The sequence below is a fragment of the Prauserella marina genome (assembly GCF_002240355.1).
In the GTDB taxonomy this organism is placed as follows: domain Bacteria; phylum Actinomycetota; class Actinomycetes; order Mycobacteriales; family Pseudonocardiaceae; genus Prauserella_A; species Prauserella_A marina.
The window spans coordinates 1,731,135-1,757,793 of record NZ_CP016353.1; the positions used below are offsets into that span (position 1 = coordinate 1,731,135).

25 protein-coding genes are annotated in these 26,659 nt (G+C 69.0%); 17 read left to right on the plus strand and 8 right to left on the minus strand.

The window, feature by feature from the left end; translation table 11 throughout:
* The first annotated feature begins 322 nt into the window (after positions 1-322).
* From ctaE to qcrB, 4 genes are read left to right on the plus strand one after another with little or no spacing between them, the layout of a single operon-like run.
* The gene (gene ctaE, locus BAY61_RS07960; RefSeq protein WP_091800516.1) at positions 323-952 is read left to right on the plus strand and encodes an aa3-type cytochrome oxidase subunit III; all 630 of its coding nucleotides are present in this window, start codon (positions 323-325) and stop codon (positions 950-952) included.
* Positions 953-1,011: 59 nt separating this feature from the next.
* Complete coding sequence (gene qcrC / locus BAY61_RS07965) at positions 1,012-1,839, plus strand: cytochrome bc1 complex diheme cytochrome c subunit (RefSeq protein WP_091800519.1); 828 nt, start codon at positions 1,012-1,014, stop codon at positions 1,837-1,839.
* Positions 1,840-1,841: 2 nt separating this feature from the next.
* Entirely contained in the window at positions 1,842-2,990 is a 1,149-nt protein-coding gene (gene qcrA / locus BAY61_RS07970; RefSeq protein ID WP_091800522.1) for a cytochrome bc1 complex Rieske iron-sulfur subunit, read from the plus strand.
* The gene (qcrB, locus tag BAY61_RS07975; protein WP_091800525.1) at positions 2,987-4,681 is read left to right on the plus strand and encodes a cytochrome bc1 complex cytochrome b subunit; all 1,695 of its coding nucleotides are present in this window, start codon (positions 2,987-2,989) and stop codon (positions 4,679-4,681) included. The genes qcrA and qcrB overlap by 4 nt, the downstream gene beginning before the upstream one ends.
* Positions 4,682-5,308: 627 nt before the next feature.
* Here the strand turns inward: qcrB and BAY61_RS07980 are convergent.
* Positions 5,309-5,593: an Lrp/AsnC family transcriptional regulator gene (locus tag BAY61_RS07980; protein ID WP_091800528.1), complete on the minus strand. Its 285-nt coding sequence runs from the start codon at positions 5,591-5,593 to the stop codon at positions 5,309-5,311.
* A gap of 54 nt (positions 5,594-5,647) precedes the next feature.
* Entirely contained in the window at positions 5,648-7,348 is a 1,701-nt protein-coding gene (locus BAY61_RS07985) for a DEDD exonuclease domain-containing protein (protein ID WP_091800908.1), read from the minus strand.
* A 105-nt stretch (positions 7,349-7,453) separates the two neighbouring features.
* On the opposite strand from BAY61_RS07985, the gene BAY61_RS07990 reads away from it, so the two are divergent.
* The 5 genes from BAY61_RS07990 (at position 7,454) to BAY61_RS08010 (ending at position 13,779) form a co-directional block, all read left to right on the plus strand.
* Positions 7,454-8,878, plus strand: coding sequence for an NYN domain-containing protein (locus tag BAY61_RS07990; RefSeq protein WP_091800530.1), 1,425 nt, complete (start codon positions 7,454-7,456; stop codon positions 8,876-8,878).
* Positions 8,879-8,971: 93 nt separating this feature from the next.
* Complete coding sequence (locus BAY61_RS07995) at positions 8,972-10,732, plus strand: D-alanyl-D-alanine carboxypeptidase family protein (protein ID WP_245865907.1); 1,761 nt, start codon at positions 8,972-8,974, stop codon at positions 10,730-10,732.
* 90 nt (positions 10,733-10,822) lie between these two features.
* Positions 10,823-11,047: a hypothetical protein gene (locus BAY61_RS08000; protein WP_091800533.1), complete on the plus strand. Its 225-nt coding sequence runs from the start codon at positions 10,823-10,825 to the stop codon at positions 11,045-11,047.
* Positions 11,048-11,515: 468 nt separating this feature from the next.
* A complete protein-coding gene (locus tag BAY61_RS08005) occupies positions 11,516-12,568 on the plus strand; it encodes an NlpC/P60 family protein (protein WP_091800536.1) in 1,053 nt (350 codons plus the stop codon).
* Between the two features lie 44 nt (positions 12,569-12,612).
* Complete coding sequence (locus BAY61_RS08010; RefSeq protein WP_091800539.1) at positions 12,613-13,779, plus strand: glycosyltransferase family 4 protein; 1,167 nt, start codon at positions 12,613-12,615, stop codon at positions 13,777-13,779.
* A gap of 10 nt (positions 13,780-13,789) precedes the next feature.
* Here the strand turns inward: BAY61_RS08010 and BAY61_RS08015 are convergent, their stop codons facing one another.
* Both BAY61_RS08015 and BAY61_RS08020 read right to left on the minus strand, forming a co-directional pair.
* The gene (locus tag BAY61_RS08015) at positions 13,790-14,422 is read right to left on the minus strand and encodes a nucleoside/nucleotide kinase family protein (protein ID WP_091800542.1); all 633 of its coding nucleotides are present in this window, start codon (positions 14,420-14,422) and stop codon (positions 13,790-13,792) included.
* Positions 14,419-14,979 (minus strand): TetR/AcrR family transcriptional regulator, encoded by a 561-nt coding sequence (locus BAY61_RS08020; protein WP_091800545.1) that lies wholly within the window; start codon positions 14,977-14,979, stop codon positions 14,419-14,421. The genes BAY61_RS08015 and BAY61_RS08020 overlap by 4 nt, the downstream gene beginning before the upstream one ends.
* 104 nt (positions 14,980-15,083) lie before the next feature.
* Between BAY61_RS08020 and BAY61_RS08025 the strand changes: the two genes are divergently transcribed.
* The 8 genes from BAY61_RS08025 to BAY61_RS08060 all read left to right on the plus strand — a co-directional run bounded on the left by BAY61_RS08025 (position 15,084) and on the right by BAY61_RS08060 (position 23,538).
* Positions 15,084-15,650, plus strand: a complete 567-nt coding sequence (locus BAY61_RS08025) for an HXXEE domain-containing protein (protein WP_176879616.1) — start codon at positions 15,084-15,086, stop codon at positions 15,648-15,650.
* Entirely contained in the window at positions 15,650-16,897 is a 1,248-nt protein-coding gene (locus BAY61_RS08030) for a cytochrome P450 family protein (RefSeq protein WP_091800548.1), read from the plus strand. The genes BAY61_RS08025 and BAY61_RS08030 overlap by 1 nt, the downstream gene beginning before the upstream one ends.
* A 30-nt stretch (positions 16,898-16,927) precedes the next feature.
* The gene (locus BAY61_RS08035; RefSeq protein WP_091800551.1) at positions 16,928-18,232 is read left to right on the plus strand and encodes an adenosylmethionine--8-amino-7-oxononanoate transaminase; all 1,305 of its coding nucleotides are present in this window, start codon (positions 16,928-16,930) and stop codon (positions 18,230-18,232) included.
* Between the two features lie 327 nt (positions 18,233-18,559).
* Positions 18,560-20,845: a SulP family inorganic anion transporter gene (locus BAY61_RS08040; RefSeq protein ID WP_091800553.1), complete on the plus strand. Its 2,286-nt coding sequence runs from the start codon at positions 18,560-18,562 to the stop codon at positions 20,843-20,845.
* Between the two features lie 34 nt (positions 20,846-20,879).
* Positions 20,880-21,602: a dethiobiotin synthase gene (gene bioD / locus BAY61_RS08045; RefSeq protein WP_091800556.1), complete on the plus strand. Its 723-nt coding sequence runs from the start codon at positions 20,880-20,882 to the stop codon at positions 21,600-21,602.
* 79 nt (positions 21,603-21,681) lie between these two features.
* Positions 21,682-22,698, plus strand: coding sequence for a biotin synthase BioB (gene bioB / locus BAY61_RS08050; protein WP_170140064.1), 1,017 nt, complete (start codon positions 21,682-21,684; stop codon positions 22,696-22,698).
* A complete protein-coding gene (gene bsaP, locus BAY61_RS33480) occupies positions 22,695-22,916 on the plus strand; it encodes a biotin synthase auxiliary protein BsaP (RefSeq protein ID WP_091800561.1) in 222 nt (73 codons plus the stop codon). Before bioB ends, bsaP begins: the two co-directional genes overlap by 4 nt.
* Before the next feature lie 43 nt (positions 22,917-22,959).
* Complete coding sequence (locus BAY61_RS08060) at positions 22,960-23,538, plus strand: DUF2567 domain-containing protein (protein ID WP_245865909.1); 579 nt, start codon at positions 22,960-22,962, stop codon at positions 23,536-23,538.
* 10 nt (positions 23,539-23,548) lie between these two features.
* Here the strand turns inward: BAY61_RS08060 and BAY61_RS08065 are convergent, their stop codons facing one another.
* Genes BAY61_RS08065 through BAY61_RS08080 form a run of 4 tightly spaced genes read right to left on the minus strand, consistent with a single transcriptional unit; the run spans position 23,549 to position 26,628 of the window.
* Positions 23,549-23,902: a MerR family transcriptional regulator gene (locus tag BAY61_RS08065; protein ID WP_091800564.1), complete on the minus strand. Its 354-nt coding sequence runs from the start codon at positions 23,900-23,902 to the stop codon at positions 23,549-23,551.
* A 43-nt stretch (positions 23,903-23,945) separates the two neighbouring features.
* Positions 23,946-25,157 carry an MFS transporter gene (locus BAY61_RS08070; RefSeq protein ID WP_211323449.1) on the minus strand — a complete coding sequence of 404 codons (1,212 nt, stop codon included), beginning with the start codon at positions 25,155-25,157 and terminating at the stop codon, positions 23,946-23,948.
* 51 nt (positions 25,158-25,208) lie between these two features.
* Positions 25,209-25,925, minus strand: coding sequence for an LON peptidase substrate-binding domain-containing protein (locus BAY61_RS08075; protein WP_091800925.1), 717 nt, complete (start codon positions 25,923-25,925; stop codon positions 25,209-25,211).
* Between the two features lie 13 nt (positions 25,926-25,938).
* Complete coding sequence (locus BAY61_RS08080) at positions 25,939-26,628, minus strand: NUDIX hydrolase (RefSeq protein WP_170140098.1); 690 nt, start codon at positions 26,626-26,628, stop codon at positions 25,939-25,941.
* Positions 26,629-26,659 lie beyond the last annotated feature (31 nt).

Consider the following 26,659-nt stretch of genomic DNA (forward strand, 5'->3'; position numbering starts at 1 on the left):
CGATGCTATCGGGCGAACCCGGTCGAAACCCAGCGGGTCGCGGTGATCACCGGGGTGAACACGGCGGCCGCGCGCCGCGCAGCCGGGACGGGTGGCCCCGCCGCGATGGGCGGTGGCGTGAAGCTCGCGTGTGAAACCGGCGCGAAGCGGCCTGGGTCTTTCCGCTGATCGGAGTGGGTGCCCGAGCCGGAACGGCGATCTTCGCTCAGGCGCGCGCGACGGCGCGCTACACCGTCGTGGCGCGCTTACCGGGTTGCGACACCCGTTATCCACGACTCTCCGTAGGACCCCGATCTGCGGGCGCTGGGCAGGGGGAGACATAATGCGACTCGTGACAACGGCAGCTCCCACCATCAGCCAGCGGGTGCACTCGCTGAACCGGCCGAACATGGTCAGCGTCGGCACGATCGTCTGGCTGTCCAGCGAGCTCATGTTCTTCGCTGGGCTGTTCGCGATGTTCTTCACGGTCAAGGCACAGAACGACACGGGGCTATGGCCGCCGCTCAACCCGGCGACCGGCGAACCGATCCATCTGGACATCACGTATGCCTTGCCATTCACCGCCATCCTGGTGGCCTCGTCGTTCACGTGTCAGTTCGGCGTGTTCGCCGCCGAACGCGGCGACGTGTTCGGACTGAGGCGCTGGTACCTGATCACGCTGCTCATGGGCACGGTCTTCGTGGCGGGTCAGGCCGGTGAATACGTCATGCTGATCAGCGAGGGCGTGACGATCCCGTCCGGCGCGTACGGCACGGTTTTCTTCATGACGACCGGCTTCCACGGGCTGCACGTGATCGGCGGTCTCGTCGCCTTCATCTACCTGCTCATCCGAACAAGGCTGAGCAAGTTCACGCCCGCACAGGCGACATCGGCGATCGTCGTCTCGTACTACTGGCACTTCGTCGACATCGTGTGGATCGGCCTGTTCGCGGTCATCTACATCATCCCCTGATCGGGAACAGCACCAGCCAGCACCATCGGCCGAACTGACAGCAAGGGTTGCCGCAGAAGATGACCACCAGCAAGAAACCCACAGGAGCCGCCAAGCGGCCAGGGGGACGACGCACGAAGTTCCGCAGGCGGATGGCGGGCCTGCTCGCACTCGGGATGGCGCTCATCGGCGTGGGTACTTTCTACGCGGTGTTCGCGCCGGAGCCGCAGACCGCGGAGGCGCAGGCCGATCCCGCGCTGCTGCGCAAGGGCGAGCAGATCTACAACAAGACGTGCATTTCCTGCCACGGCGCGAACCTGGAAGGCGTCGACGACAAGGGCCCGAGCCTCATCGGTGTCGGTGACGCCTCGGTCTACTTCCAGACCTCGACCGGCCGGATGCCGATGGTGAGGCAGGAAGCACAGGCCGCTCGCAAGCCGGCGAAGCTCACCCCGGACGAGATCGACGCGCTCGGCGCCTACATCCAGGCACACGGCGGTGGCCCTGAGCGGCCGGCCGAGTCCGGAGAGGCCCTTCTGGGCAGCGACCCCGCCAGGGGCGGGGAGCTGTTCCGGCTCAACTGCGCGTCCTGTCACAACTTCACCGGGCAGGGAGGTGCGCTGTCCGCGGGCAAGTACGCGCCGCACCTCGCGCCTGCCAACGAGGACGAGATTTACACGGCGATGCAGTCCGGGCCGCAGAACATGCCTAAGTTCTCCGACCGGCAGCTGTCGCCGGAGGAGAAAAAGGACATCATCGCCTATGTCAAGTCGGTGTCCGACGGCAATAATGCACCAGGTGGTAACCCCCTGGGCGGGTTCGGGCCGGCTTCCGAGGGCGTTATCGCGTGGGTCGTGGGGATCGGTGCGCTGATCGGCGCGACCCTGTGGATTGGATCGAGGGCGTAGGCATGAGCAGCGGTAACGGGCCAGGGCCAGACCCCACCGAGGAGGAACTCGCGGCGATGGACCGCGACGAACTCGTCAAGCTCGGCGGGAAGCTGGACGGCGTCGAGATCGTCGATTATCCGGACCCCTGGCCGGTCAAGGGAACCAAGGCGGAGAAGCGCGCGGAGCGCGTCGTCACGATGTGGTTCCTGCTTGCGGCGCTCGCGGGTGCGGCGTTCTTCGTGGCGTTGATCTGGTGGCCGTGGCAGTACGAGCCGTACACCAACGCCGACGGTCACTTCTGGTACAGCCTCTACACCCCGGTGCTCGGTGTCACGCTGGGCGTCTCGGTGCTGGCTCTCAGCGTCGGCATCCTGGTCTACAGCAAGAAGTTCGTGCCGCAGGAGCTGGCTGTCCAGCAGCGCACCGACAACCAGGGCCAGGGCTCGCGCGAGGTCGACCGCAAGACGATCGTCGCCCATCTCGCCGACTCGGGAGAGCGCAGCACCATCGCCCGCCGTTCGATGATCAAGCGGTCGGCCGGTCTCGGTGCCGGTGTGCTGGGTCTCGGCGCGGTGGCGCTTCCGGTTGCCTCGTTCATCAAGAACCCGTGGGCGGAAGCGGACACCAAGTACTCGCTGGCGCACACCGGGTGGCAGAAGGAGTTCCCCGACGAGGTCGTGTACCTGCGCAGGCACACCGGCGACCCCGGCGAGATCTCGCTGGTGCGGCCGGAAGACCTCGAAGCAGGCGGCATGGAGACGGTCTGGCCGTTCAGGGAGAGCGAGCGGGGCGACCACACTGCCCTCGCCCACGCGCTGAAGCGGTCGGACAACCCGGTCATGCTGATCCGGCTGCGTGCCGATGACGGCAAGAAGGTCATCAAGCGCAAGGGCCAGGAAGACTTCAACTACGGCGACTACTACGCCTACACCAAGATCTGTAGTCACGTCGGCTGCCCGACGTCGCTGTACGAGCAGCAGACCAACCGGATTCTCTGCCCGTGCCACCAGTCGCAGTTCGACGCGCTGACGTACGCGAAGCCGATCTTCGGCCCGGCGACTCGCGCACTGGCACAGCTACCGATCACGGTGCACACCGATGGCTATCTGATCGCTCGGCACGACTTCATCGAGCCGATCGGACCGGGCTACTGGGAGCGCAAGTCATGAGTTCACTCACCACGCCGACAAAAGGCGCGAGCGCTCTGGAGAAGCACGCGGCAGGTGCCGCCAACAACGCCGACCAGCGATACATGCTGGCCAAGGGGTTGCGGCACCAGATGAACAAGGTCTTCCCGACGCACTGGTCGTTCCTGCTCGGGGAGCTCGCGCTCTACAGCTTCATCATCCTGATCGTTTCGGGCGTCTACCTGACGTTGTTCTTCGATCCCTCCATGGAGGAGGTCGTCTACAACGGCCCGTTCACGAACTTGCAGGGCATCGAGATGTCCCGCGCGTTCGAGAGCACGCTGGAGATCTCCTTCGAGGTCCGGGGCGGTTTGTTCGTCAGGCAGGTGCACCACTGGGCTGCGCTGATCTTCGTGGCCTCGATGTTCGTGCACATGTTCCGGGTGTTCTTCACCGGTGCGTTCCGCAGGCCGCGTGAGGCCAACTGGGTCATCGGCGCGCTGCTGCTGATCCTGGGTATGTTCGAGGGCTTCTTCGGCTACTCGCTGCCGGACGACCTGCTCTCCGGTACCGGTATCCGCGCGACGCTGTCGGGCATCGTTCTTTCGGTTCCTGTCGCGGGAACCTGGTTGCACTGGGCGTTGTTCGGAGGGGAATTCCCCGGCACGGTGATCGTGCCGCGAATGTACGCACTGCACATCCTGCTGATACCCGGCATCATGCTGGCGCTGGTGGCGGTCCACCTCGCGCTCGTCTGGTACCAGAAGCACACGCAGTTCCCCGGTGTCCGCCGCAAGGAGACCAACGTCGTCGGCGTTCGGATCATGCCGGTCTTCGCGATCAAGGCCGGTGTGTGGTTCGCGGTCGTCACCGGCTTCACCGCCTTGATGTCCGGTCTGTTCCAGATCAACGCGGTATGGAACCTGGGACCGTACAACCCGTCACAAGTGTCGGCGGGCGTGCAGCCCGACTGGTATCTGGCCTGGGCGGACGGGATCCTGCGAATATGGCCCGCCTGGGAGCTCTACATAGGCAACTACACGGTTCCGCCGGTGTTCTTCGCGGGCGCGATCGGTATGGGCATCCTGTTCACGGTGCTCATCGCCTATCCGTTCATAGAACGGAAACTGACCAAGGACACCGCGCATCACAACCTGTTGCAGCGTCCTCGCGACGCACCGGTGAGGACCAGCCTCGGCGTCATGGCGATCACCTTCTTCATGGTGATCGAGGCTTCGGGCTTCAACGACATCATCGCCTACACGTTCGACATATCGCTGAACGCGATGACGTGGGCGGGCCGAATGGGTGTCCTGTTGTTGCCACCGCTGGCGTACTGGGTGACCTACCGGATCTGTCTCGGGCTGCAACGGTCGGACCGGGAAGTGCTCGAACACGGTGTGGAAACCGGCATCATCAAGCGGTTGCCGCACGGTGAGTTCATCGAGGTCCACCAGCCGCTTGGCCCGGTGGACGACCACGGTCACCCCGTGCCACTGGAGTACCAGGGCGCCGCGGTGCCGAAGAAGATGAACCAGCTCGGTTCGGCCGGTGCGCCGGTCGCGGGTTCGATGCTGACGCCGGACCCGGCCGAGGAAACCAGGGCACTGGAGGCAGCCAAGAACCACGGGCACGGCAACGGTTCCAGCGCCGAGGCCGAGTCCGATGGCGAGGGCTCCCGCGAGGAAGCCACGTCAGGGTCGAGCTCCGCGCCGAGCTCGACGGAGCACTGAGTGTGCGATTCCGGGTGAGCCCCGGAACTGGCGCCCCCGGGGCGCTGAGGTAGCGAAGCGGAAGGCCGCCGGAGTCGACGACTCCGGCGGCCTTCGCGCGTGTGGCGAGGGGGCGCGCCGGGGCGCCGGGCGTGTGGCGGCGCGTAAGGCGCGTGGGGTGGGAGCCGGGCGTGCGGCGTGCGCGCGTGGTGTGCCGGACGAGTTCGGAGTGTCGGGCGCTGCCGTGTGCGAGTCCCGCGTGCGGGTCGCCGAGATCCGTGCTCGGGTCGGCGAGTTCCGTGCTCGGGTGGGCGAGATCCGCGTTCAGGTCGCCGAGATCCGCGTGCAGGCCAGCGAGTTCGGGCCTGAACTGGCGGTGCGAGGAGTGCCGGGGTTTCGTGCTGGCGTTCGTGGCGGAACCGTTCCGGCCACGCCAACCTGGCCACCGCGCCAACCCGTCAACCGCGCCAGCTCCGCCAAACCTCCGGCGGATCCGTCAATCCCGCAGAGCCTGCCGCAGCCCTCTCCGAACCCCGCGGACCCGCCACCCCCCGCAGAGCCGCCACCCCCGCAGAGCCCGCCAACCGCACCGCTGGGCCCGCCAAGGCCAGCAACCCCGCCAACCCAAGCGACGGCGCGGCGCGGGGTTCAGTTGTCGTCGATGCCGATCTCGAATGCCGACTCGGTGTCGGCGCGCGAGAAGGAGCGGAACGCGATGTGCGTGTCGGTGTTCAGCACACCGGGCACCTTGCTGATCTTGGCCGGGATGATCCGCGCCAGGTCCTCGTGCCCCGCCACGCGCAGGATCGCGACGAGGTCGACGTCGCCCGCACACGAGTAGACCTCGGAGACACCCTCGATGTCGGCGATCGCCTGCGCGGTCTCCGGGATGCTGTCCGCCGCCGTGTGAATCAGGACAATCGCGGTGATCAACGTCGGCCTCCTTGGAAAGCGTGCGCTTGCGCCGTGATCGTAGCCCGGACCCAGTCAGCCGGTGTTCTCCAGCGCCTCCAGCGTCGTCGCCGTCGCCGCGCGTTCCAGCCACGGCCGCCAGCCGCCCGCGCCATGCACGGGCTCCGCCCACGGCGTCGCGGTCCGCACCAGCCGCACCCCTGGCCGGGTGAGCCAGCGCAACAGCACCCCGGCCTCTTCCCCGGTGGCGCCGTGCAGCGGGCCAGGACCCGGAAGCACCGTCTCGGCCGAGGCGACGAGCGCCTCGACGACCGGCATCGGCGGCACACCTCGTCTGGCCACTCCCGCCGAAGCGAGCCTGGCGTGCCGCAGTACCGCGAACTCCCAGCCACCTTCACCGTCGGGCGCGGCGGCCACCAGCTCCCTGATCCCCGCGAGCGCGGCCAGCCGGTGTGCTCGTTCGACCCCGCGCAGCAAGGTGACCAGTTCGTCCCTCCTGCGCGCGGCCTGCTCGAAATGCTGGGCCTCGGCGAGATCGTCCACATGCCGCCGCGCGGCGTGCAGAGCGGTGTTGCTGGTACCCGCGACGAGTCCGGCGACCTCACCGACGGCGGGGACGTACTCCTGGACGCTTTGCCTTCCCGCGCAGGGCGCGCCGCAGCGGCCGAGTTCGGCGAGCACGCACGGAACGGCGTTCGCGCCGTGCGCGGGGATCCGGAGCGTGCACGTCCGCAGCCCGGCCGCCGAGGCGAGGGTGTCGGCGGCGCTCTTGGCCCTTGCCTGCGAGTTGAACGGGCCGAGCGCGCCGTCCCGTGGCGTGCGGACCACCGAAAGCCGGGGAAACGGTTCGTCGGTGAGCGAAATCCACCAGGCGTTGCGGGGATTCTTCGAACGCCGGTTGTAGGCGGGCCGGTGTGCCGCGAGCAGCCGCAGTTCACGCACCTGCGCTTCGAGCGCGTGTGAACATTCGATGCCCTCGACCCGTTCGGCGAGCCCGACCATCTCGCGCATCCTGGTGCGCGTATCGGAGCCGGTGAAGTACTGCCGCACCCTCCTGCGCAGATCGCGCGCGGTGCCGACGTAGAGGACCTCGTCGCCCGGTCCCTTGAACAAGTACACGCCGGGGCGCTGGGGGAGGTGTGCCGCCATGCCCCGTTTGCGGCGTTGCGCGGGGGTGACACCGGGGATGTAGTCGAGCAGTTCTTCGAGTGACTGCACCCCGACCGAGCCGACGCGTTCCAGCAGCGCGTGCAGCACGTCGACGGTGGCCCTCGCATCGTCGAGCGCGCGATGCGTCGGCTTGGTCCGCGAGCCGAACAGTGCGGCGAGCGCGCCGAGCCGGAAGCTGCGGATGTCCTGACCGGAAAGCACCCTGCGGGCCAGCCGCAGGGTGCACACGACGGGAGGCCGGGGCCACGCGTACCCGTGTCCTTGGCAGGCGGCACGGAGGAATCCGACGTCGAATCCCGCGTTGTGGGCGACGATCACCGACCCCGCCGCGAATTCGAGAAACGCGGGCAGCGCCCGCTCGATGCGCGGTGCCGAGCTGACCATGGCCGTCGTGATTCCGGTGAGGGCGACGATCTGCGGCGGGATGGGGCCACCGGGGTCGACCAGGGTCGCGAACTCGCCGAGTACCTCGCCCGCGCGCACCTTGACGGCGCCGATCTCGGTGATCCCGTCGGGACCGGCGGGGGCGCCGGTGGTTTCGAGATCGACGATCACGAAGGTGGTGTCGCGCAGCGGTGTCCCCAGCTCGTCGAACGTGAGCTGCATGATCGGCACCCTATGATCGGCCACCGACAATCCGGACGTCCCCTGTGGCCGAGGTCCTTGATCCCGGACGGCGCATATCCGGCCGACAGAACCTAAGCTAGGCGGATGCTGCCGTCGTCCGCGCACCCGGAACGGCCCGAGGAGAATCCTCAGGGGCCGGGGTCCGACGCGCCTGCCGACGGATCCGACCGAGCCGACCCTGTTCACCCGGCTGAACACGCTGGTAGCGGCGATGGTGCCGTCGAGCCGGTCGACTGGCTCGGCCTGCCCGAACCCGTCCGCGAGCACATCGCCGAGCTCGCGGCGGCGGCGCTCGGCAAGTTGCCTGCCGACGACATACCGCGTCAGTTACGACCGGTGGCGCGATTCGCTCCGGCGAAAAGAGCCAAGGTCGGCGGCAACGCCCTGCTGACCGGTTTGCGGGATTCGAGCAGGTTCCGCACCGCCGTTCTGGAGTGGCTGCGCGAGCACCGGCACGACGCGCTCAATCCCAACGTGGACGATCCCGTGGCCGCCGCCTCAGCCGCGGTGTTGCTCGGAGAGTCGAGCGCCACGTCGCGGGTGCGGCTGGTCGCCAAGAACGCGGAGGAAACCACGCTGCGCGCCGAACGCGACGCCGCGCTCGCCAGGTGCAGGCGCCTGGAAGGCGAGCTGGCGAGAGCGCACGACGAGCTGGAGGAGGCGAAGCAGGCCACCGAGAGCGCGCGCAAGGAGCGGGAGACCGAACTCGACAAGCTGCGCAACCGCTTGCGCCAGCAGGGGGTGACCCTGCGCGAGGCCAAGGACGCCGCGGCGGAGGCACGGGCCGCGCTCGCCGAGGCCAGTGAGGGCCGTGGCGAGGAGATCGAGGCGTTGACCGCGAGGCTGGAACGGGAACGCCAGCGGGCCGCCGCCGAACGCGCGAGGGCGGAGAAGGCGGTCGCCGAGGCGGAGACGGCGCGGCAGTCGGCGAGGGAAGCGCGCGACGCCGACGAGGTACGGCTTTCGCTGTTGCTCGAGACCCTCGGCGGCGCGGTCGACGGCCTGCGAAGGGAACTGTCGGTGGGGGAGAGCAGGCGCAGGCCCGCCGACACGGTCCGCGGCGCGAGTTCCGGCAAGGGCACCGGTGACCGGGTCTACGACACCGCCGCGCTCGACCGGCTGCTCACCTTGCCTTCGGTGCACGTCATCGTGGACGGCTACAACATCACCAAGACCGGATATCCCGAGCTGACGCTGGCCGAGCAGCGCAACCGGCTCGTCGGCCAGCTCTCCGCGCTCGCGGCGAGAACGGGTTCGGAGGTGACGGTGGTGTTCGACGGTGCGGGGGTGACCTCGATTCCCGTCGCGGCCCCTCGGGGCGTCAGGGTGCTGTTCTCCGATCCCGGCGTACTTGCCGACGATGTCATCCGCTCGCTCGTCAACTCCGAGCCGAGCGGGCGCCCGCTGCTGGTGGCGACCTCGGACCAGGCCGTCGTCGCCTCGGTGCGGGCACAGCGCGCCCATGCCGTTCCCGCCGCCGTTTTCCTCACCCGGCTCGGCCGTACCTGATCTCGCGTGACGAACGGCGCCGCGCGTCGTTGTTCTCCTGAGTCACGGAGGGCGAACGCGTTGGGGTCGTTGAAGAAGGTCGGTGGTGGCGCCGTGGCTGTCGCGGCGCTCATGGTGTTGTCCTCGACGGCGCCGGTGCACGCCCGAAACGATCCACCTCCGGAGGAACCGAGGGCAGAGGCGGGGATCGCCCCTGGCGCCAATCCACCGGATTCCCGGCCCGGCGAGGCATTCGCCGATCCCGCCGTCGCGAGGCTTCAGTCGGCCGCCCACGAGGTGCAGCGCGAACTGGACGGGCTCGCCGGCGAGATCGCGATCGCCGAGGACCGGCTCGCCGGTACCGAGGAGGCGGCGCGCGCCGCGCGTTACGAGCGGGCGGCGGCCGACGAAGCCGTTGCCGCGAACCAGGACGCCGTCGACGAATTCTCGCGGTCGTTGTTCACGGCGATGGGAAGGGCCGATGAGTTCCGGTTGCTGGTGACCGCGGCGAACCCTGAGGAATTGCTCGACGGCGCCTCCCTGCTCGGCAGGGTCCGGTCGGCGCAGGACGTGCAGCTCACCGGGGCACTGGAACGGCAGCGCGCGGCGAAAGCGGCAGAGGAAGCGGCGGTGGAGCAAGAGCGGCTCGCCGCGAGCAGGAAAGCGGAATTGGTGCGCCGCAACGGTGACGCGGTGAACAAGGCCGACGCGGTGTCGGCCGAGTTGAGGGACCCGATCGCGGAGGCCAACGCCGCGGTGATCGAACAGCAACGACGGCAGCGCGACCGCAACCGCGAGACCGCTGACAACTGGAGGGCGTATCTGGCGCGCTTGCGCGAAGCCGGTGTCGAACCGCCGCCATCGGCTTCCCTGCGCGATCCAGCGAGGCTGCCTGCCGGAATGCGGGTGCTCAAGGGACACGACGGTGCCGCGCAGGCGGGACTGGCCCAGGTCGGTTTCGAGGGGCAGCGCCTGCTCGTGTTGCCGAAGGAGACCATGTCCGCCCTGACGGCGGCGATCGACGTTCTCGGCAAGCCTTATGTGCCGCACGACGGCGGCTCCGGCCCGCTCGCCTACTCCTGTGACGGGCTGGTTTCCGCCGTTTTCGGCGAGGCCGGCTTGCCGTTGCCCGGCAGCGCGGGCGAGCAACTGGCGAGGGGCAGGCCGGTCGCGCCAGCCGACGCGCAACCCGGTGATCTGGCGTTCGCCGGTCCTGACCGGTACGGCGTGCAGTCGGTTGGCATCGTGCTCGACCGGAAGACGATGGTGGTGGCCGACGCGAGGCTCGCCGGTGTCGTCGTCGCCGATCTGCCAGCCGAGGCGAATCTGCTGGGGATCGTGCGGCCGTCGCTGGGAAAGAGGGATCCCGTCGCGGTTCCCCACCGGCAGCCCGGTGAGCTGAAGTGGCGATGCGGGGGAGTGGAAGCGGAGCCTCGCTCGCGAGACTCGGGTGAGGCAGCCGGAGCGTGGGGTGGCTACCCGAACGGGCTGATCCCTTCGGCCGCGTTGTGCTCGATGGGCCGCGGTTCGCATGTGCTGCGCTGCGACGCCGCGCAGGCTTTCCATGCCATGTCGCAGGCTTACGCGCGCGAGTTCGGCACTCCGTTGTGCGCGACGGATTCCTACCGGACCTTCGATCTCCAGGTCGATCTCTACCGCAGGAAACCGGCGCTCGCCGCGATACCGGGCACCAGCAACCACGGCTGGGGACTCGCCGTCGATCTGTGTGGCGGCGCGGAGTCCTTCGGCACCCGGCAGTACCGGTGGCTCTGGGCCAACGGGCCCGCGTTCGGCTGGGTCAATCCAGGGTGGGCACGCGAGGGCGGCGGCAGGGAGGAGCCGTGGCACTGGGAGTTCGCGGGCCCGCCGCGCTGACGGCCCCTTTCGGGGCCGAAGAGCCCTGACGTGGATGAACGCGCGCGGACCTCGCCGAAATTGTCGGTGGGGGTCCCTACCTTTCGCCACATGGACTACAGGGACTTCATCGACGAAGACACGTTGGTCATCGACTGCGATCGCTGCCAGGTGCGCGGCGACGCGTGCGCCGATTGCGTGGTGAGCGTCCTGCTCGGCGCGCCGCCATCGGTCGAGTGGGACAGCGCCGAGCGACACGCCGTCGACGTGCTCGCGGAGGCGGGCATGCTGCCGAGGTTGCGGTTGGTCGAGGAGAAACCGCGGCGCGCGGGGTGATTACTCACGCAAATCCGTTGCGACGAGCGGTCCATCCGTTCAGGTGAACGGTCGCGGTGAATTCTGTTCCCCGTTGTTATTTCTGTCACAGCATGCGGTTAGGCGCTGGTCCGAAGGTGGCTCGCCGCACAGTTGGCGATTTTCAGGTGCGCAACAGTGGACGGGAGGTGCCAGCTTTCGTAACCTGGCCGAGATCTCGCGCCAGGCAGCCGTCCCGCAGTGGCGGCGACGTGAGGTCGCCGCCGAATCAGCTTTGTCGGGGAGCTGTGCCGGAAGGACACACGCGATCGCGTGGCACCGGGATTGTGGTGAGTACTCGGGTACCGCCGCGCCCTCGGCCGCACGATCGCCGACGTTCGTCGCGTCGCGCGGTTGTCACCGCGAGCACGGTGCGGCGGGCGAGGAGGGCCCCCGACCTCCAGCCAGTGTTCCGGCAGGCGGCAGAAGAGCAAAGGAGACAGGCGCGACGTGCAGTCGCATCCCGTAAAGCGTGTGGTGTCGGGAGCGCTGGCGGCCTCCGCCGTGATCGCGGTCGTCACCTTCACTCAGGCACCGGCCACCGCTTCCCCATCCCCCGCCCCGCAGCAGCCGCCGACCGACACCTCGGAGGCGCTTGAGAAGTACCGTGAGCTGGCCAGCAAGGCCGAGAAGCTCAACGAGGAGCACCTCAAGGCCCAGGAGGACCTCGACGCGAAGGAACGCGAACTCGGCAAGGCAGGCGACAAGCTCAAGAAGGCAGGCCAGGCGCAGAGCAGGGCCGAAGCCGATATCGACAGGTACCGCGTCGACGTCGACAAGTTCGCGGGCGCGTCGTTCACGAGCGGCGCGCAGCTCAACAAGATGTCGGCGCTGCTCACCGGCGACTCGGCACAGGACTTCCTCGACCGCTCCTCAGCGCTCGACGTACTCGCCACCGACAAGAACACCGCGCTGAGCAGGTTGCAGGGCGCCGTCGACGCGGCCGACGCCGCGGAACGGGAGGCGTCGGAGGCCAAGCGCGCCGCGCAGGATGCCAAGGACGCCGCCGCGAAGCTCACCGCCGACCTGGAATCGCGCAAGGAACAACTCGATCAGCAGGTCGAGGAACTCGGCGAACAGGCGGGTCTGCTCAGCGACAGCGACGTGGCCGCGCAGCAGGACACCGGTCCCGACGTCGGCGAGGTCACGGCCCCGGGTGCCGCGGCGCAGGTCGCGGTCAACGCCGCCCTCGGCAAGCGCGGCAGTCCCTACGTGTGGGGCGCCACCGGTCCCGGCCAGTTCGACTGCTCGGGGCTCACCCAGTGGGCGTTCGCGCAGGCCGGTATCAGCATCCCGCGCACGAGTGGTGCCCAGTCGACATTCGGCACCGCGGTGTCGCGTGACCAGCTCCAGCCCGGCGATCTGGTGTTCTACTACTCGCCGGTGTCCCACGTCGGTATCTACATCGGCAACGGAAACATGGTGCACGCCCCCACCGAGGGTGACGTCGTCAAGGTCGCGCCGCTGCAAGACCAGTACGTGGGTGCTCGCCGCGTCGCGTGACGCGCGCTCGACACCCCCCGGGGCGGGATCGATAGTCTCCAGTCATGCGCCGCACGCTTCTGGTGACCAACGACTTCCCGCCCCGGCCAGGGGGAATCCAGTCCTATTTGCTCGCGCTGGCGAGCAGGCTTCCCGCCGAGGATCTCGTTGTCTACGCACCGGCGTGGGAGCGAGAGTCCGGCTCGCACCGGGAGTTCGACGCCACGGTGCCGTTCGAGGTCGTCCGCCATCCGACGTCGCTGATGCTGCCAACGCCGGATGTTCTGCGCAGGGCGAAGGAATTGGTGCGTTCGCGTGGTTGCGACGCCGTCTGGTTCGGCGCCGCCGCCCCACTCGCTCTGCTCGGTGAACCGTTGCGTGCCGCCGGTGCGTCGCGGGTCGTCGCCTGCACCCATGGCCACGAGGTCGGCTGGTCGATGCTGCCCGCGGCGAGGCAGGCGCTTCGCCGCATCGGCAACACCGCCGACGTGGTGACCTTCGTCAGTGAGTACACGCGAAACCGCTTCGCCGCGGCGTTCGGCCCCATGGCAGGTCTCGAACACCTTCCGTCCGGTGTGGACACCGAGGTGTTCCGTCCGGACGAGGTCGCCAGGGCCGAACTCCGGCACCGCTACGGGCTCACGGATCGGCCGACGGTCGTGTGTGTGTCCCGGCTCGTGCCGCGCAAGGGACAGGACATGCTGGTGAGGGCGCTGCCGCGACTGCGGGAGCGGATTCCGGGCGCCGCGCTGTTGCTGGTCGGCGGTGGCCCGTACCGCAAGCGGCTCGCCGAACTCGCCGACGAGAACGGCGTGACCGACCACGTGATCATGACCGGATCGGTGCCGTGGGAGGAACTGCCTTCGCACTACTGCGCTGGTGACGTTTTCGCGATGCCCGCCAGGACGAGGGGCAAGGGGCTCGACGTCGAGGGGCTGGGCATCGTCTACCTCGAAGCTTCGGCGAGCGGGCTTCCCGTCGTGGCGGGCAACTCCGGCGGCGCGCCGGAGACGGTGCTCGACGAGGTCACCGGTCACGTCGTCGACGGGAGGGAACTCGACCAGCTCACCGAGACGCTCGCGGCGCTGCTCGCCGACCCGGTGCGGGCGCGCAGGATGGGCGAGGCCGGCCGCGAGTGGGTGCAGCGGCACTGGCGGTGGGACATCCTTGCCGGAAGGCTGGCCGCGATGCTCGACGGGACCCCGGTTTCCGGTCTCTCCGCCTCGCGCTGACGGGGTTGGCTCAGCGAAGCAGGAGCGCGGGGTGGGCCGGATTGTCCATTCGCACCACGACATCCGCCGTGCCGACGGGGTCGGCTTCGGCGTCGTAGCGCAGGTACGCGGGCAGTGCCCACGCGCTGTCCGGCGCGATCCTGCGCCGCAGCGCCGAAGCCGACAGCGACAGGTGGACGGTCAGATCGAAGTCGAGTCCTCTTCCCAGCAGCAGTTCCCCTTCGAGTAGCAGCACCCCGCCTTCCGGAAGGGGTTCGCGGTCCATGCGGAACGCACGGTCGCGTTCACGGTCCCACAGCGCCGGAAGTACGGCTCCGCTGCCGTTTTCGGCGAGCGGGCCGAGGACTTCTCTGCGCAGCGCGCCGGTGTCGAGCCAGTCCTCGTACCTGGCATCGGGGTCGCGCTTGCCTCGTTCGAAGCGCAGCGAGGCCGGTCTGAGGTAGTCGCTCGCGGAAACCCGCCGCACGGCACGGCCTTCGACTCGCAGGGGGTCGACGAGCGCGTCGGCGACGGCGGCGGGATCGGTTGCCGTCCGCGCGCCGTCGATCGCGACCCGAAGCCACCTGCCGGGAGTCGCGGCGATGCGGGCGGCGAGTCGCGCGATGAGCCGGTCGAACGAGATCGGGCGGTAGCGCGCGCTCATGGCCGCGCCCCGTCGAGCACGAGGCTCACGATGGAGCGGACGTAGCCCGCGCGCGGGGTTTCGCCGCGTGCCAGCACGCGCAACCAGATGGCGCCAGCCAGCAGGTCCATGATCATCCCTGGATCGGTGCCTTCGCGCAGTTCGCCGCGGGCGATGGCCCGTTCGAACACGATCCGCTCTCGCGCGAGGCGGCCCGCGAAGAACTCGGTGACGAGCGAGGCGAGCGCGGGCCGGTGGGTCGCGGCGCCGAGTATCGCGGTCACGGTCGCTCCGGTGGCCTTGCCGGTGAGCAGGCGCAGTACTTGTTCGACGAGGCTGCGCAGGTCGTCGTCGATGCCGCCGGTGTCGGGCACGCTCAATTCGAGGAGGTTGGCGTCGAGCAGCGCGGCGCCGAGCAGCGCGTCCTTCGAGGGCCACCAGCGGTAGATGGTGGTCTTGTGCACCCCCGACCTCGCGGCGACCCCTTCGATGGTGAGCCCGTCGTAGCCGAGTTCGGTGAGCAGGCCGAGCGTCGCGTCGAAGACGGACTGGGCTTTGCGGGGGCCGGGTGATCGCATGCTCGCACTCTAACTCAGTTCGCAACGCAACGGTGCGTTGCATAATGAGCGGCACGGCGCTACCGTAAACGCAACGTTGCGTTGCGTTTTGGAGGAGATGACCGATGCGGGAACCACATCGCGAGACCGGCGCCGAAGCAAAACCGTTGTCGCCCTTGGTGACCTGGGGGTTGTTCGCGGCCTGGCTCGTACACGACGCCGAGGAACTGCTGACGATGCCGGGCTGGACCGAGCGTGCCCGGCCGAGGCTTGAGCGGCTGCTGCCGTCGGTGCCGGGGGAGAGCTGGGACCGGCTGGCCGTCTCCAGGTCCCACACGGCCATCGCGATCGGCACGGTGGGTGCCGTGGTGGCCGCCGCGTCGGCGGCGGGCGCGCGGACCGGAGGACACAGCGGCTTCTACCGGAGCGTGCTGACCGCCTTCGGCTGGCACGCGGCGAGTCACCTTGCCGGGTCCGTCGCCACCCGTGGCTACACGCCGGGGGTGGTGACGGCACCGACCGTGGTGGCACCCTTCTCGGTGTGGGCATGGCGAGAGCTGCGCAAGGCGGGCGTGCCGGCGGGAGGGGGCTCGTGGTCCTCGGCCGTGTCGTTCCCCGCCGTCGTCGCCGGAGCGCACGGGCTCGCCACCGTGGTCACGCGAGCACTGGGACGGCGTAACCGGAGGGGCTGATGGAACAGAGAGAGCCGGGAACACCGACCGTGGAGCCACTTCAGCTCGATCAGGGGTTCATCCAGGACCCGCACCGGCTGACCGCGTTGCTGCGCGAGCAGCGGGAGCCCGTCCGGCCGGTGATCATGCCGCGCGGCCTCCCCGGCTGGCTGATCACCGGGCACGCCGAGGCGAAGGCGATGCTCGCCGATCCGAGGCTGAGCAAGAACAGTGCGCGGATCGGCGAACTCCTACCGCGAAGGCCGACCGCGACCGGCGGCGCGGCGACGGAGGATTCGCGGGCGCTCGCCGAGCACATGCTGAACATGGATCCACCGGATCACACCAGGCTTCGCGGTCTGGTCAACAAGGCGTTCACCGCGAAGTCGGTGGCACGACTGCGGCCGAGAATCGAGCAGATCGCCGACGAGCTGCTGGACGGCCTTGCCGGCCCCGCCCGGGGCGCGGAGGTCGATCTGCTCGACGCGTACGCGTTTCCGTTGCCCATCACCGTGATCTGCGAACTGCTCGGCGTCCCCGAGGACGAGCGGGGCAGTTTCCGCTCATGGTCCACGACCATGGTGTCAGCGGGTTCGGCCGAGGAGGTCGCGAAGGTTTCCGCCGAGATGGCCGCCTATCTCGGCGCGCTGATCGAGGGCAAGCGCGCGTCGCCGACCGGCGACCTGCTGTCCGATCTGGTGCACGTCAGTGATGGTGGCGACCAGCTCTCGCGGGGCGAGTTGCTTTCGATGGCCTTCCTTTTGCTGATCGCGGGACACGAGACGACGGTGAACCTGATCGGCAACGCGGCGCTCGCGCTGCTGAGTGCCCCTGATCAGCTCGCCGCGCTCAGGGCCGATCCGGCACTGCTTCCCGGTGCCGTCGAGGAGTTCCTGCGCTTCGACGGCCCGGTGAACATCGCGACGCTGCGCTTCACCACCGAAGCCGTGCCATGCGGTGATCACGTACTTCCCGCCAACGCGTTCGTGCTGGTGTCCCTGCTGGGGGCGAACAGGGACGAACGCAGGTTCGCCGAAGCCGGACGGCTCGACGTCACCAGGTCCGCGAGCGGGCACCTCGCCTTCGGGCACGGCATCCACTACTGCGTCGGCGCGCCGCTGGCGCGGCTGGAGGGCGAGGTTGCGATCGGCAGGCTTCTCGCCAGGTTCGGCGACACGCTGCGGCTGGCTGGGCCTCCTGAGCAGCTTCGCTGGCGGCGCAGCACCCTCATCAGGGGGCTCGAACGGCTTCCCGTCTCGCTGAGCTGACCGGTTGCGCGCGCGCCGTACAGTGCCGCCATGAACGCCGCCAACGACGCGACCGCCGCCGACGCTGAATTGCTCGCGCTGGACGCGCGGCACGTGTGGCATCCGTACGCGCCCATGCCATCGACGGTCGCGCCGCTGCTCGTGCGGGAGGCGAGCGGCGCGTGCCTGCGACTGGCCGACGGCAGGGAGCTCGTCGACGGCATGTCGTCCTGGTGGGCTGCCGTGCACGGCTACCGGCACCCCGTTCTCGACGCCGCGCTCGCCGAACAGGCCGGCCGGATGAGTCACGTCATGTTCGGCGGATTGACCCACGAACCGGCCATCCGGCTGGCGAGCACGCTCGCCGAGCTGACGCCGGACGGCCTCGAACACGTCTTCCTCTCCGATTCCGGTTCGGTCTCCGTCGAGGTCGCGCTGAAGATGTGCTTGCAGTACTGGCGGTCGAGGGGCGAACCGGCCAAGCGCAGGATGCTCACCTGGCGGGGCGGCTATCACGGCGACACGTTCCATCCGATGAGCGTGTGCGACCCCGAAGGCGGCATGCACGCGTTGTGGAGGGGAGTGCTGCCTGAGCAGATCTTCGTCCCCGCGCCGCCCTCCGGCTTCGACACGGAGCCCGATCAGTCCTATGTAGACGAATTGGCCGCCTCGGTCGAGCGGAACGCGGGCGAGCTCGCCGCCGTCGTCGTCGAACCGATCGTGCAAGGCGCGGGAGGGATGCGCTTCCACCACCCCGGTTACCTGCGCGCGTTGCGCGAGATCACCTCGGCCAACGACGTGCTGCTCGTCTTCGACGAGATCGCGACGGGTTTCGGCAGGACGGGCGCGCTCTTCGCGGCGGAGCACGCCGGGGTGACACCGGACGTGCTGTGCCTCGGCAAGGCGCTGACCGGCGGCTATCTGACGATGGCCGCGACGCTGTGCACGCCGCGCGTCGCCGAGGGCATCTCCGAAGGCGCGGTTCCCGTGCTGGCGCATGGTCCGACCTTCATGGGCAACCCGCTCGCCGCCGCCGTCGCCAACGCCTCGATCGGCCTGCTCGCCGACGGCTCATGGCTGCCGAGGGTGCGGCGCATCGAAGCGCTCCTGCGCGAGGGGCTTGCTCCCGCCGCCGGGGTACCCGGCGTCGTGGACGTCCGCGTACTCGGCGCCATCGGGGTGGTTCAGCTCGACCGGCACGTCGACATGGGGGAGGCGACCAGGGTGCTGACGGCGAACGGGGTGTGGCTGCGGCCGTTCCGCGATCTGCTGTACACCATGCCGCCCTACGTGTGCACCGATGGGCAGGTCGAGCAGATCACAGCAGCGATGGTAAAGACCACGCGAGAGGTGTGATCCCGCCCAAGATCACTCGATCCGGTTTGGACACTGCCAGCGAGCGGCATCATGATCACTTACCGCAGTTGACTGTCCGGTTTGGATCCTGAATGGAGTGAGACTCAGCCCACTACGCGTGGGTTGTGTTCACGAAGAGATGGCCGCTGGGTAGTGACGGGCTCATGAAGTAAACATGAGAACTTCTTTCTATAGCGGACATTTCACACATTCTCCGGTTATCTGGTGACGCACTCTTTGTCGACATCCTGGGCTCATCGGTGCGGATGCCAGCCACGCGGCACATTCAGTACGACCGTTGACGCGGACAACCGGAAGGATCTTTGTATGACGAGGAAGAACGGTCTCGCGACGAGCGATGACCGCGGCGCTTCGCCATGGCGGAAAGCGAACGAGGTTCTGCGCCACGATGTCCCGGCATCGCTGGTGGTGTTCCTCGTCGCGGTGCCGCTGTCCCTCGGTATCGCGCTCGCCTCGGGAGCCCCGATCGTCGCCGGCCTCATCGCCGCGATCGTCGGCGGTGTCGTGGCCGGCGCGGTCGGCGGTTCCGCGCTGCAGGTCAGCGGTCCGGCCGCAGGGCTGACCATCGTCATGGCCGAGACCATCAACACGTTCGGCTGGGCGGTCACCTGTGCCATCACCGTCGGCGCCGGCGCACTGCAAGTCCTTTTCGGACTGAGCAGGGTCGCGAGGGCGGCGCTCGCGATCTCGCCCGCCATCGTTCACGGAATGCTCGCCGGGATCGGGGTGACGCTCGTTCTCGGGCAGTTGCACGTCGTTCTCGGCGGTAGCGCGCAGAGCTCGTCCATCGACAACATCCTCGCGCTGCCTGGTCAGCTCGTCGCGCATCACGACACCGCCGCGATACTGGGCGTGCTGACCATCGCCATCCTGCTGGTGTGGCCGAAACTGCCGGCGGCGGTGCGCAAGATCCCCGGCCCGCTCGCCGCGATCACCGTCGTCACCGTGCTGGCCTCCGTCGCGGGCATGGCCGCGCAGCGGGTCGAGCTGCCGGGCGACCTGCTCTCGGTCACGCTGATGCCGCGACTTCCGGAAGGGCACTGGTTCGACTTCGGGGTCGCCGTGCTCACCATCGCGCTCATCGCCAGCGTCGAAACCCTGCTCTCCGCGGTCGCCGTCGACAAGATGCACAACGGAAAGCGAGCCAACCTCAACCGCGAGCTCGTCGGTCAGGGCGTCGCCAACATGACCTCCGGTGCCATCGGCGGTCTTCCGGTCACCGGCGTCATCGTGCGCAGCTCGACCAACGTCGTCGCGGGAGCGCGGACGAGGGCGTCGGCCATCATGCACGGCCTGTGGGTGCTGCTGTTCACCGTCGCCCTCGCCTCGCTCATCCAGAGCATCCCGCTGGCCGCGCTGGCCGGCCTGCTCGTCGTCGTCGGCGCCAAACTCGTTGACATCAAACACATCCGGCAGGTGCTCAAGCACGGTGACCTGCCGTTGTACCTGGTGACGCTGATCGGTGTCGTCACCATCGACCTGCTCAGCGGCGTGCTGCTCGGGATCGCGCTCTCGCTCGTGCTGATGCTGGGGCGCACCATGTGGTCCGGCATCCACGCGGAGGGAGAGGGGCAGCACCGGCGCCTCGTCATCGAGGGCGCGCTGACCTTCCTCTCGGTTCCCCGGCTGTCCACAGTGCTCAATTCGATGCCCGAGGGCAGCACGGTCACGCTCGAACTGGTCGTGGATTATCTCGACCACGCCTCCTTCGAGTGCCTTTCCAGCTGGCAGCAGGCTCACGAGCGGGCCGGGGGCACGGTCGTGGTCGACGAGCTGGGGCATCCCTGGTTCGCCAGAGGCAAATCCGACGCGCCGACGGTGCGCCGCAGGGCGGCCAAACCCGTCGTGCCCCGCTGGCTCGCGCCGTGGTCGGAGTGGATGGCGAAAGACTTCGGCGTGCACATTCCCGACCAGCGGACTGGCCCGCTGCGCAGGGGCACCTCGGAGTTCCAGAACCGCACGGCCCCGCTCGTGCAAGAGACCATGAGCAAGCTGGCGACCGATCAGCGCCCGCACACGCTGTTCATCACGTGCGGCGACGCGAGGATCGTGCCCAACGTGATCACCACCAGCGGGCCTGGCGACCTGTTCGCGGTGCGCAACGTCGGCAACTTCGTTCCTGTCGGTGGTGCCGTGACCGTGAGCGACGACGACTCGGTCGGCGCCTCCATCGAATACGCGGTCAGCGTGCTCGGGGTGCGCGAGGTCGTGGTGTGCGGGCATTCCTCGTGCGGCGCCATGCGAGCGCTGCTCGGTGACACGCCAGGTGGGTTGCCCTCGCTCGCCCGCTGGTTGCGGCACGGGGCGCCGAGCATGCGAAGGCACGCGGGAAACACGCCGGTCACACTGGCGGGGAAGGTTCCGGAGCTGCAAGGCGACCGCCTCGCGCTGCACAACGTGTTGCAGCAACTCGACCACCTCAGGCGGTATCCGATGGTCGCCGAGGCGGAACGCAAGGGCGAACTCCAGCTCACCGGAATGTACTTCGACGTCGGCAACGCGCAGGTCTACCTCTTCGATCCCGCGGAGGGCGCCTTCGTCCCGGCCGGTGCCGAGGCGCCGGCGGTGGAGCCGGAGGTCAAGACCGGGTGACGGCCGTCGCGGCAGGCGGTATTACTGTCGCGATGTGACCGTGCTGGTGATCTCTGGAACGGGGACCGGCGTCGGCAAGACAGTGGTGACCGCGGCCATCGCGGCGCTCGCGCGAGACCGCGGCCAGAGCGTCGCGGTACTCAAACCGGCACAGACCGGTGTCTCCCAGGATCAACCGGGAGATCTGGCCGATGTGCGCCGCCTTGCCGGTGACGTCGTCACCCGCGAAATCCGCCGTTATCCGGACCCGCTCTCGCCCGACGCCGCGGCCCGAAGGCGAGGGCTGCCTCCGGTGACTCCCGCCGAGGTGGCCAAGGCGGCGAGCGAGCTGCACGACGAGCACGAGCTCGTGCTCGTCGAGGGCGCGGGCGGGCTGCTCGTGCCCTTCGACTCCGGCGGCGGAACGATCGCCGACGTCTCGTGGTCGCTCGGCGCGCCGGTGCTCATCGTCGCGGAACCGGGCCTGGGCACGATCAACGCGACCGCCCTGACCTCGGAGGTCGCGACCGGGCGTGGCCTCGACGTCGTAGGGCTTGTCATCGGGGCGTGGCCGGCGCGGCCAGATCTCGCGGCCAGGTGCAACGTCGCGGATCTGCCGGTCGCCGCGGGCGCGCCGCTGCTCGGCGTGCTCCCGGACGGGCTCGGTGAGGTGACGATGGCCGAATTCCTCGCCGAGGCGCGGCGTGGCCTTTCCCCGTGGTTCGGCGGCGAGTTCGACTCCGACTGTTTCACCGGACAGGTTTCGGCGCCGCAGTAGCATGTGCCGCGTCGCCGCACCCCGCGCGACAGCAGCACCCGAACAAGCCCCGGATCAGTTCAGCCCCGAAGGAGATGCCGTGCCGGCAGCGACCGCCGATTCGCCGATCATCCCCATCGCCCGCGAGCAGGTGCTCGAACGCGGTGCCGGGCTGGAGGAAGACCAGATTCTCTCCGTCCTGCGGCTGCCGGACGAGCACCTGCCGGAACTGCTCGCACTCGCTCACGAGGTGCGGTTGCGCTGGTGTGGTCCGGAGGTCGAGGTCGAGGGCATCGTCAGCGTCAAGACCGGCGGCTGCCCCGAGGACTGTCACTTCTGTTCGCAATCCGGACGATTTCCCACCCCGGTCCGGTCGGCCTGGCTCGACATCCCCGGGCTCGTGAAAGCCGCGGCGGAAACGGCCGCCACCGGAGCCACCGAATTCTGCATCGTCGCCGCGGTGCGTGGCCCCGACGAGCGGCTGCTGTCCCAGGTGCGGGCAGGCATCACCGCGATCCGCGAATCCGGCAACGACATCCAGATCGCCTGTTCACTGGGGATGCTGACGCCCGAACAGGTCGGCGAACTCGTCGACATGGGCGTGCACCGCTACAACCACAACCTGGAAACGGCGCGCTCGCATTTCCCGAACGTGGTCACGACACATTCCTGGGAGGAGCGCAGGGAAACGCTCGCTCTCGTCAAGGACGCGGGCATGGAGGTCTGCTGCGGCGGCATTCTCGGCATGGGCGAAACCGCCGAGCAGCGCGCGGAGTTCGCGGCTCAGCTCGCCGAGCTCGATCCGCACGAGGTTCCGCTCAACTTCCTGATCCCGCAGCCGGGGACGCCGTACGAGTCCTACGAACTCGTCGAGGGCAAGGACGCGTTGCGGATCGTCGCGGCGTTCCGGCTCGCGATGCCACGCACGATGCTGCGATTCGCGGGAGGAAGGGAACTGACCCTCGGCGATCTCGGTGCGGAGCACGGCATGCTCGGCGGCGTCAACGCGATCATCGTCGGCAACTACCTGACCAATCTCGGCCGCTCCGCCGAGGCCGACCTCGACATGCTGCGGGAGTTGCGCATGCCGATCAAGGCGCTCAGCGAGACCCTGTGAGCGGCCGGTTCTGTGTCCACTGCGGAGGATCGGAGGACCCGGAGCAAGGCGGCGGAAACCACGTCGCGTGCCACAATCCGCGCACCGCGCTCGAACCTCCCCGCTACTGCGCTCAGTGCGCGCGCAGGATGATCGTCCAAGTGACTCCCTCGGGCTGGAGCGCGCGCTGTAGCAGGCACGGCGAATCCACCTCGGCGGGCGTGACGCCGACCGGCTAGGCTCCCCCGCAAGCAGGGGGCGAATGGCAGAGGGAGGCCGGGATTGCCGGAGCAGCAGGCGGAGACCCCTTCGTTCGCGCAGGCGTGGGCGGAGGCGCGCGAGGTCCGGCCGAAGGTGGTCGTCAAGGCCGACCTGGTACCCGCGATCAGCGTGCTGTCGATGGTCGGTCTGCTGGGGATCCCGCTCGGCTGGATCTGGTCGAGGCTGGCGCCGACCCAGCGCATGCGTGTGGTGTCGGCGGAAGGCGACCCCATCGCGCTGCAACTGGAGAGCTGGCACCGCTTCGACGCGCTGGCGATCTTCGCCCTGATGGGGCTGGCGACCGGGCTCGTCGTCGGTGTCGCCGTGTGGTTCCTGAGGGAACGCAGGGGACCCGTCGTCCTGCTCGCGGCCGTCGGTGGTTCGCTGCTGGCCGCGTGGCTGGGGATGCGTATGGGCATCGCGTTCGCCGACAGTCTCCACGCGGTGACGGGCACGCCGAATGTCGGTGACATCGTCGAGAAGGCGCCCGTGCTGGAATCGGGCTGGGTGGTCATCGCCCAGCCGTTGACGGTCGCGCTCGCCTACGGGGTTCTGGCCACCTGGAACAGCAGGGACGATCTCGGCCGCAGGCTCGGCTGACGTCCTTCGTTCAGCCGCCCGCCGTTTGCGCGAGGTGCGCGGTGAGCCGCTCCCTCGTGTCGTGCAGGGCTTCGAGCCGTTCGGTCACCGAGTCGAGGCGCTGCCGGTACAGTTCGATCGCCTCGGCGCATACTGGACCGTGGGAAAGGTCTTTGGCGAGGCAGCCCGCGAGTTCCCTGATCTCGGCAATGGAAAGCCCGGTGCCCAGCAGCTGCCGGATGTTGTGCACCGTGAGGACGGCGTCGTCGTCGTAGTCACGGTATCCGTTGCCCTCGCGCCGCGCGCTGAGCAGACCTTCCTGCTCGTAGTAACGCAAGGCGCGTTTCGTGGCTCCCGTCCGCTCCGCGAGTTCTCCGATGTGCATGGCTGCCGTCCCGTCCCCGGTGTGTGCCGATCCGGTGCCCAGGTTATGCCGCTCGTGCGGTCGCCGGGTACCTGGCGATCGAAGCGGTGAGCAATCCGACGGTCAGTACCCCGAACACCGTGGCAGCCAGTACTACCCCGCCGCCGCCGTGGTGTGGCAGCACGAGCCCGCCGATTCCTCCGCCGAGCGCGATGCCGAGGTACAGCCCGCTGGTGTTCAGCGCGACCGCTTCGGTGCCCGCGCCCGGCGCCAGTGCGAGCAGGCGCGCGTTCATCGGCGGGTTGAACGCCCAGCCCGCGAATCCCCACAGCGCGAATGCCGCCGCGGTCAGGGGGAGCGGCGCGTTCCCCTGCCACGCGAATCCGAAGGCCGTGAGCGCCGCGGAAGCGGCGACCTGCCCTTTCAGCCCGAGCAACAGTGTCCGGTCGGCGCCCCATCTGTCGGTGAGCCGCCCGCCGACGGCGGTGCCGACGGCACCCGCGATCCCCGTGACGCCGATGAGGATCGCGAGCGTGCCGCTGCCCGCTCCGGAGAGGTCGCGCACGATCGGGGCGATGTAGGTGTAGGTCATGAGCCCGCCGATTCCGCCGAGCGTGGTTCCCGCGACGCCGATCAGCACCGGTGTACTACCCAGCAGCCGCAGCCGGTCGCGCAGTGGCACCGGATCGGCTGTTCCTTGGTCGCGCAGCCCCGTCGACGCGATCGCGATGGCGGCGACGCCGAGCGCGGCGACGAGCAGGAAGCTGCCCCGCCAGCTCCATTGCGTCCCGATCCAGGTCCCCGCGGGCACTCCTGCGACAAGTGCCATGGTGAGTCCAGCCGCGACCAGACCGATGTTGCGGCCGACGCGGTGCGCGGGGGACATGCTCGCGGCGAGTGCGAACGCGACCGGCGTGACGGTTGCCGCCGCGACCGCCGCGACGATCCTGAGGACCATCAGCACGACGAACGACGGCGCGAAGGCCGCGGCGACATTGGCGGCGGTGAAGACGAAAAGCGCGCCGCAAAACAGGATTCGCCGGGGAAGTCTCGCCGTCAGCGTCGCGAGAACGGGGGCGGACACCGCGTACACAATGGAGAACACGGAAACGAGCTGGCCCGCCGATGCCTCGCCGACATCGAGGTCGTTCGCGATCCGCGGCAGCACGCCCGCGATCACGAAATCGTCGGTACCCACGGCGAAAGTGGCGATCAGCAGGCACAGCAGCCAGCCGGGAAACCGGCCTGCCGAGCGTTGGGTGGTGTCGGTCAGCACGCCGGGAAGGTAGAACCTTGACCCATGCGGAAGGGTCAACCGGAAGGTGACTCAGTTCATGCTCGGCGCCGCCGGAGCGTCGACGTCGGTGAAGGGCACCGGCACCGCGTGCAGCTTCGAAAGGAAGCCCGCCTCCCTGTTGAGCAGTCTGCACACGGTGCGGAGACGGCGCAGCGGATGACGTTCCTCGAGCAGGGCTTGCCTGTCGTCTATCGGCAGCAGGCAGTCGCCTGCCAGCAGGTAGGCCAGCTCGCGCAGGTCGGTGTCCGGCGCGGGGGACTGCCAGCCGTCCCTTTCCCATGCCGAGGCGCAGTAGCGGTGGTGCGCGGCTCGCGCGATGTCCCCGAGCCGCGCGGCCAGGTCGGGCTTCGCCGAAGGCATCGGAGTGTCGTCGAGCCAGGACACCTTGGCCATCAGGTACGGCGCCGATCGTGTTTCGATGTCGAGCAGCCGGAACCTGCGGGTTCCGGTCGTGACGATGTCGAACCGGCCGTCCGGCAGTCCTTTGGCCTCCCGCAGCAGCGCGCCGCAGCCGATGGCGTGCACGTGGTCGAGGTTGTCCACCTCGCGGATCAGCGATGTGCGGATGGCCACGACCCCGAAGAGCGGTTCGGGGAATCGCTCGCCGGTCAGGTCGGCGGTGAGCTGGCGGTATCGCGGCTCGAAGATGTGCAGCGGCAGGTGCGCGCCTGGCAAGAGCACGGTGTGCAACGGGAACAACGGCAACATCCGTTCCGTCGCCCCGGAATCCGCACGCTCCGGTGTCATGTCGGCCACGACCTCACGTTACGGCGTCGCGGGCCTGCCCGCGCGTCCGCGACCGTGGCGCACGGCTGGGCGACGGCGGCTTGAACACGGCGAACGGGTCGGTGACCTGCATGTCGTCGTGCGCGAACGAGTAAAGGGCAGCCGGACGCCCGCCAGCCCTTCCCGACGGCGCGGTACTGCCGGTGGGCACGAGCAGCCCCCTCCGGGACAGCACGCGTTGCAGATTGGTCGCCGACACCGAGTAACCGAGCGCCGCCGAGTACAGCTCGCGCAGCGACGAGACGGTGAATTCCCGTGGTGCCAGCGCGAATCCGAGGTTGGTGTAGCTGAGTTTCGCGCGCAGCCGGTCGCGGGCGCGCAACACGATCGCCTCGTGGTCGAACGCGGTGCGGGGCAGGTCGTCCACGGGGTGCCACGCCGTGTCCTCCGGCACCTCGGGATCGACGTCGGATGGCACGAGCCCGAGGAACGCGGTCGCGACGACCCGAGGGCCGGGGACCCGGTAGGGCGCGCTGAAAACGGCAAGTTGCTCGACGTGCGTCAGTTGCTTCACGTCGACCTTCTCGGCGAGCTGGCGGCGGATCGACTGTTCGACGTCCTCGTCTGGTCGCAGTCTGCCTCCGGGAAGTGACCACCTTCCGACGTGCGGATCGAGCGCCCGCCGCCACAGCAGTACGCGCAGTGTGGCGCAACGCACCTGCAATACCGCCGCGAGAACCTCGTGTGCCAGGGGG

Bases quoted from the DNA above. Each gene is read 5' to 3' on its own strand.
- ctaE (WP_091800516.1), top strand. From the start codon at position 323: ATGCGACTCGTGACAACGGCAGCTCCCACCATCAGCCAGCGGGTGCAC.
- BAY61_RS08065 (WP_091800564.1), bottom strand. From the start codon at position 23,902: ATGCACATCGGAGAACTCGCGGAGCGGACGGGAGCCACGAAACGCGCC.
- BAY61_RS07985 (WP_091800908.1), bottom strand. From the start codon at position 7,348: ATGCAGCTCACGTTCGACGAGCTGGGGACACCGCTGCGCGACACCACC.
- BAY61_RS08010 (WP_091800539.1), top strand. From the start codon at position 12,613: ATGCGCCGCACGCTTCTGGTGACCAACGACTTCCCGCCCCGGCCAGGG.
- BAY61_RS08075 (WP_091800925.1), bottom strand. From the start codon at position 25,925: ATGACACCGGAGCGTGCGGATTCCGGGGCGACGGAACGGATGTTGCCG.
- BAY61_RS08020 (WP_091800545.1), bottom strand. From the start codon at position 14,979: ATGCGATCACCCGGCCCCCGCAAAGCCCAGTCCGTCTTCGACGCGACG.
- qcrB (WP_091800525.1), top strand. From the start codon at position 2,987: ATGAGTTCACTCACCACGCCGACAAAAGGCGCGAGCGCTCTGGAGAAG.
- BAY61_RS08015 (WP_091800542.1), bottom strand. From the start codon at position 14,422: ATGAGCGCGCGCTACCGCCCGATCTCGTTCGACCGGCTCATCGCGCGA.
- qcrC (WP_091800519.1), top strand. From the start codon at position 1,012: ATGACCACCAGCAAGAAACCCACAGGAGCCGCCAAGCGGCCAGGGGGA.
- qcrA (WP_091800522.1), top strand. From the start codon at position 1,842: ATGAGCAGCGGTAACGGGCCAGGGCCAGACCCCACCGAGGAGGAACTC.
- BAY61_RS08035 (WP_091800551.1), top strand. From the start codon at position 16,928: ATGAACGCCGCCAACGACGCGACCGCCGCCGACGCTGAATTGCTCGCG.
- BAY61_RS07990 (WP_091800530.1), top strand. From the start codon at position 7,454: ATGCTGCCGTCGTCCGCGCACCCGGAACGGCCCGAGGAGAATCCTCAG.
- BAY61_RS08040 (WP_091800553.1), top strand. From the start codon at position 18,560: ATGACGAGGAAGAACGGTCTCGCGACGAGCGATGACCGCGGCGCTTCG.
- BAY61_RS08000 (WP_091800533.1), top strand. From the start codon at position 10,823: ATGGACTACAGGGACTTCATCGACGAAGACACGTTGGTCATCGACTGC.
- BAY61_RS08030 (WP_091800548.1), top strand. From the start codon at position 15,650: ATGGAACAGAGAGAGCCGGGAACACCGACCGTGGAGCCACTTCAGCTC.
- BAY61_RS08025 (WP_176879616.1), top strand. From the start codon at position 15,084: ATGCGGGAACCACATCGCGAGACCGGCGCCGAAGCAAAACCGTTGTCG.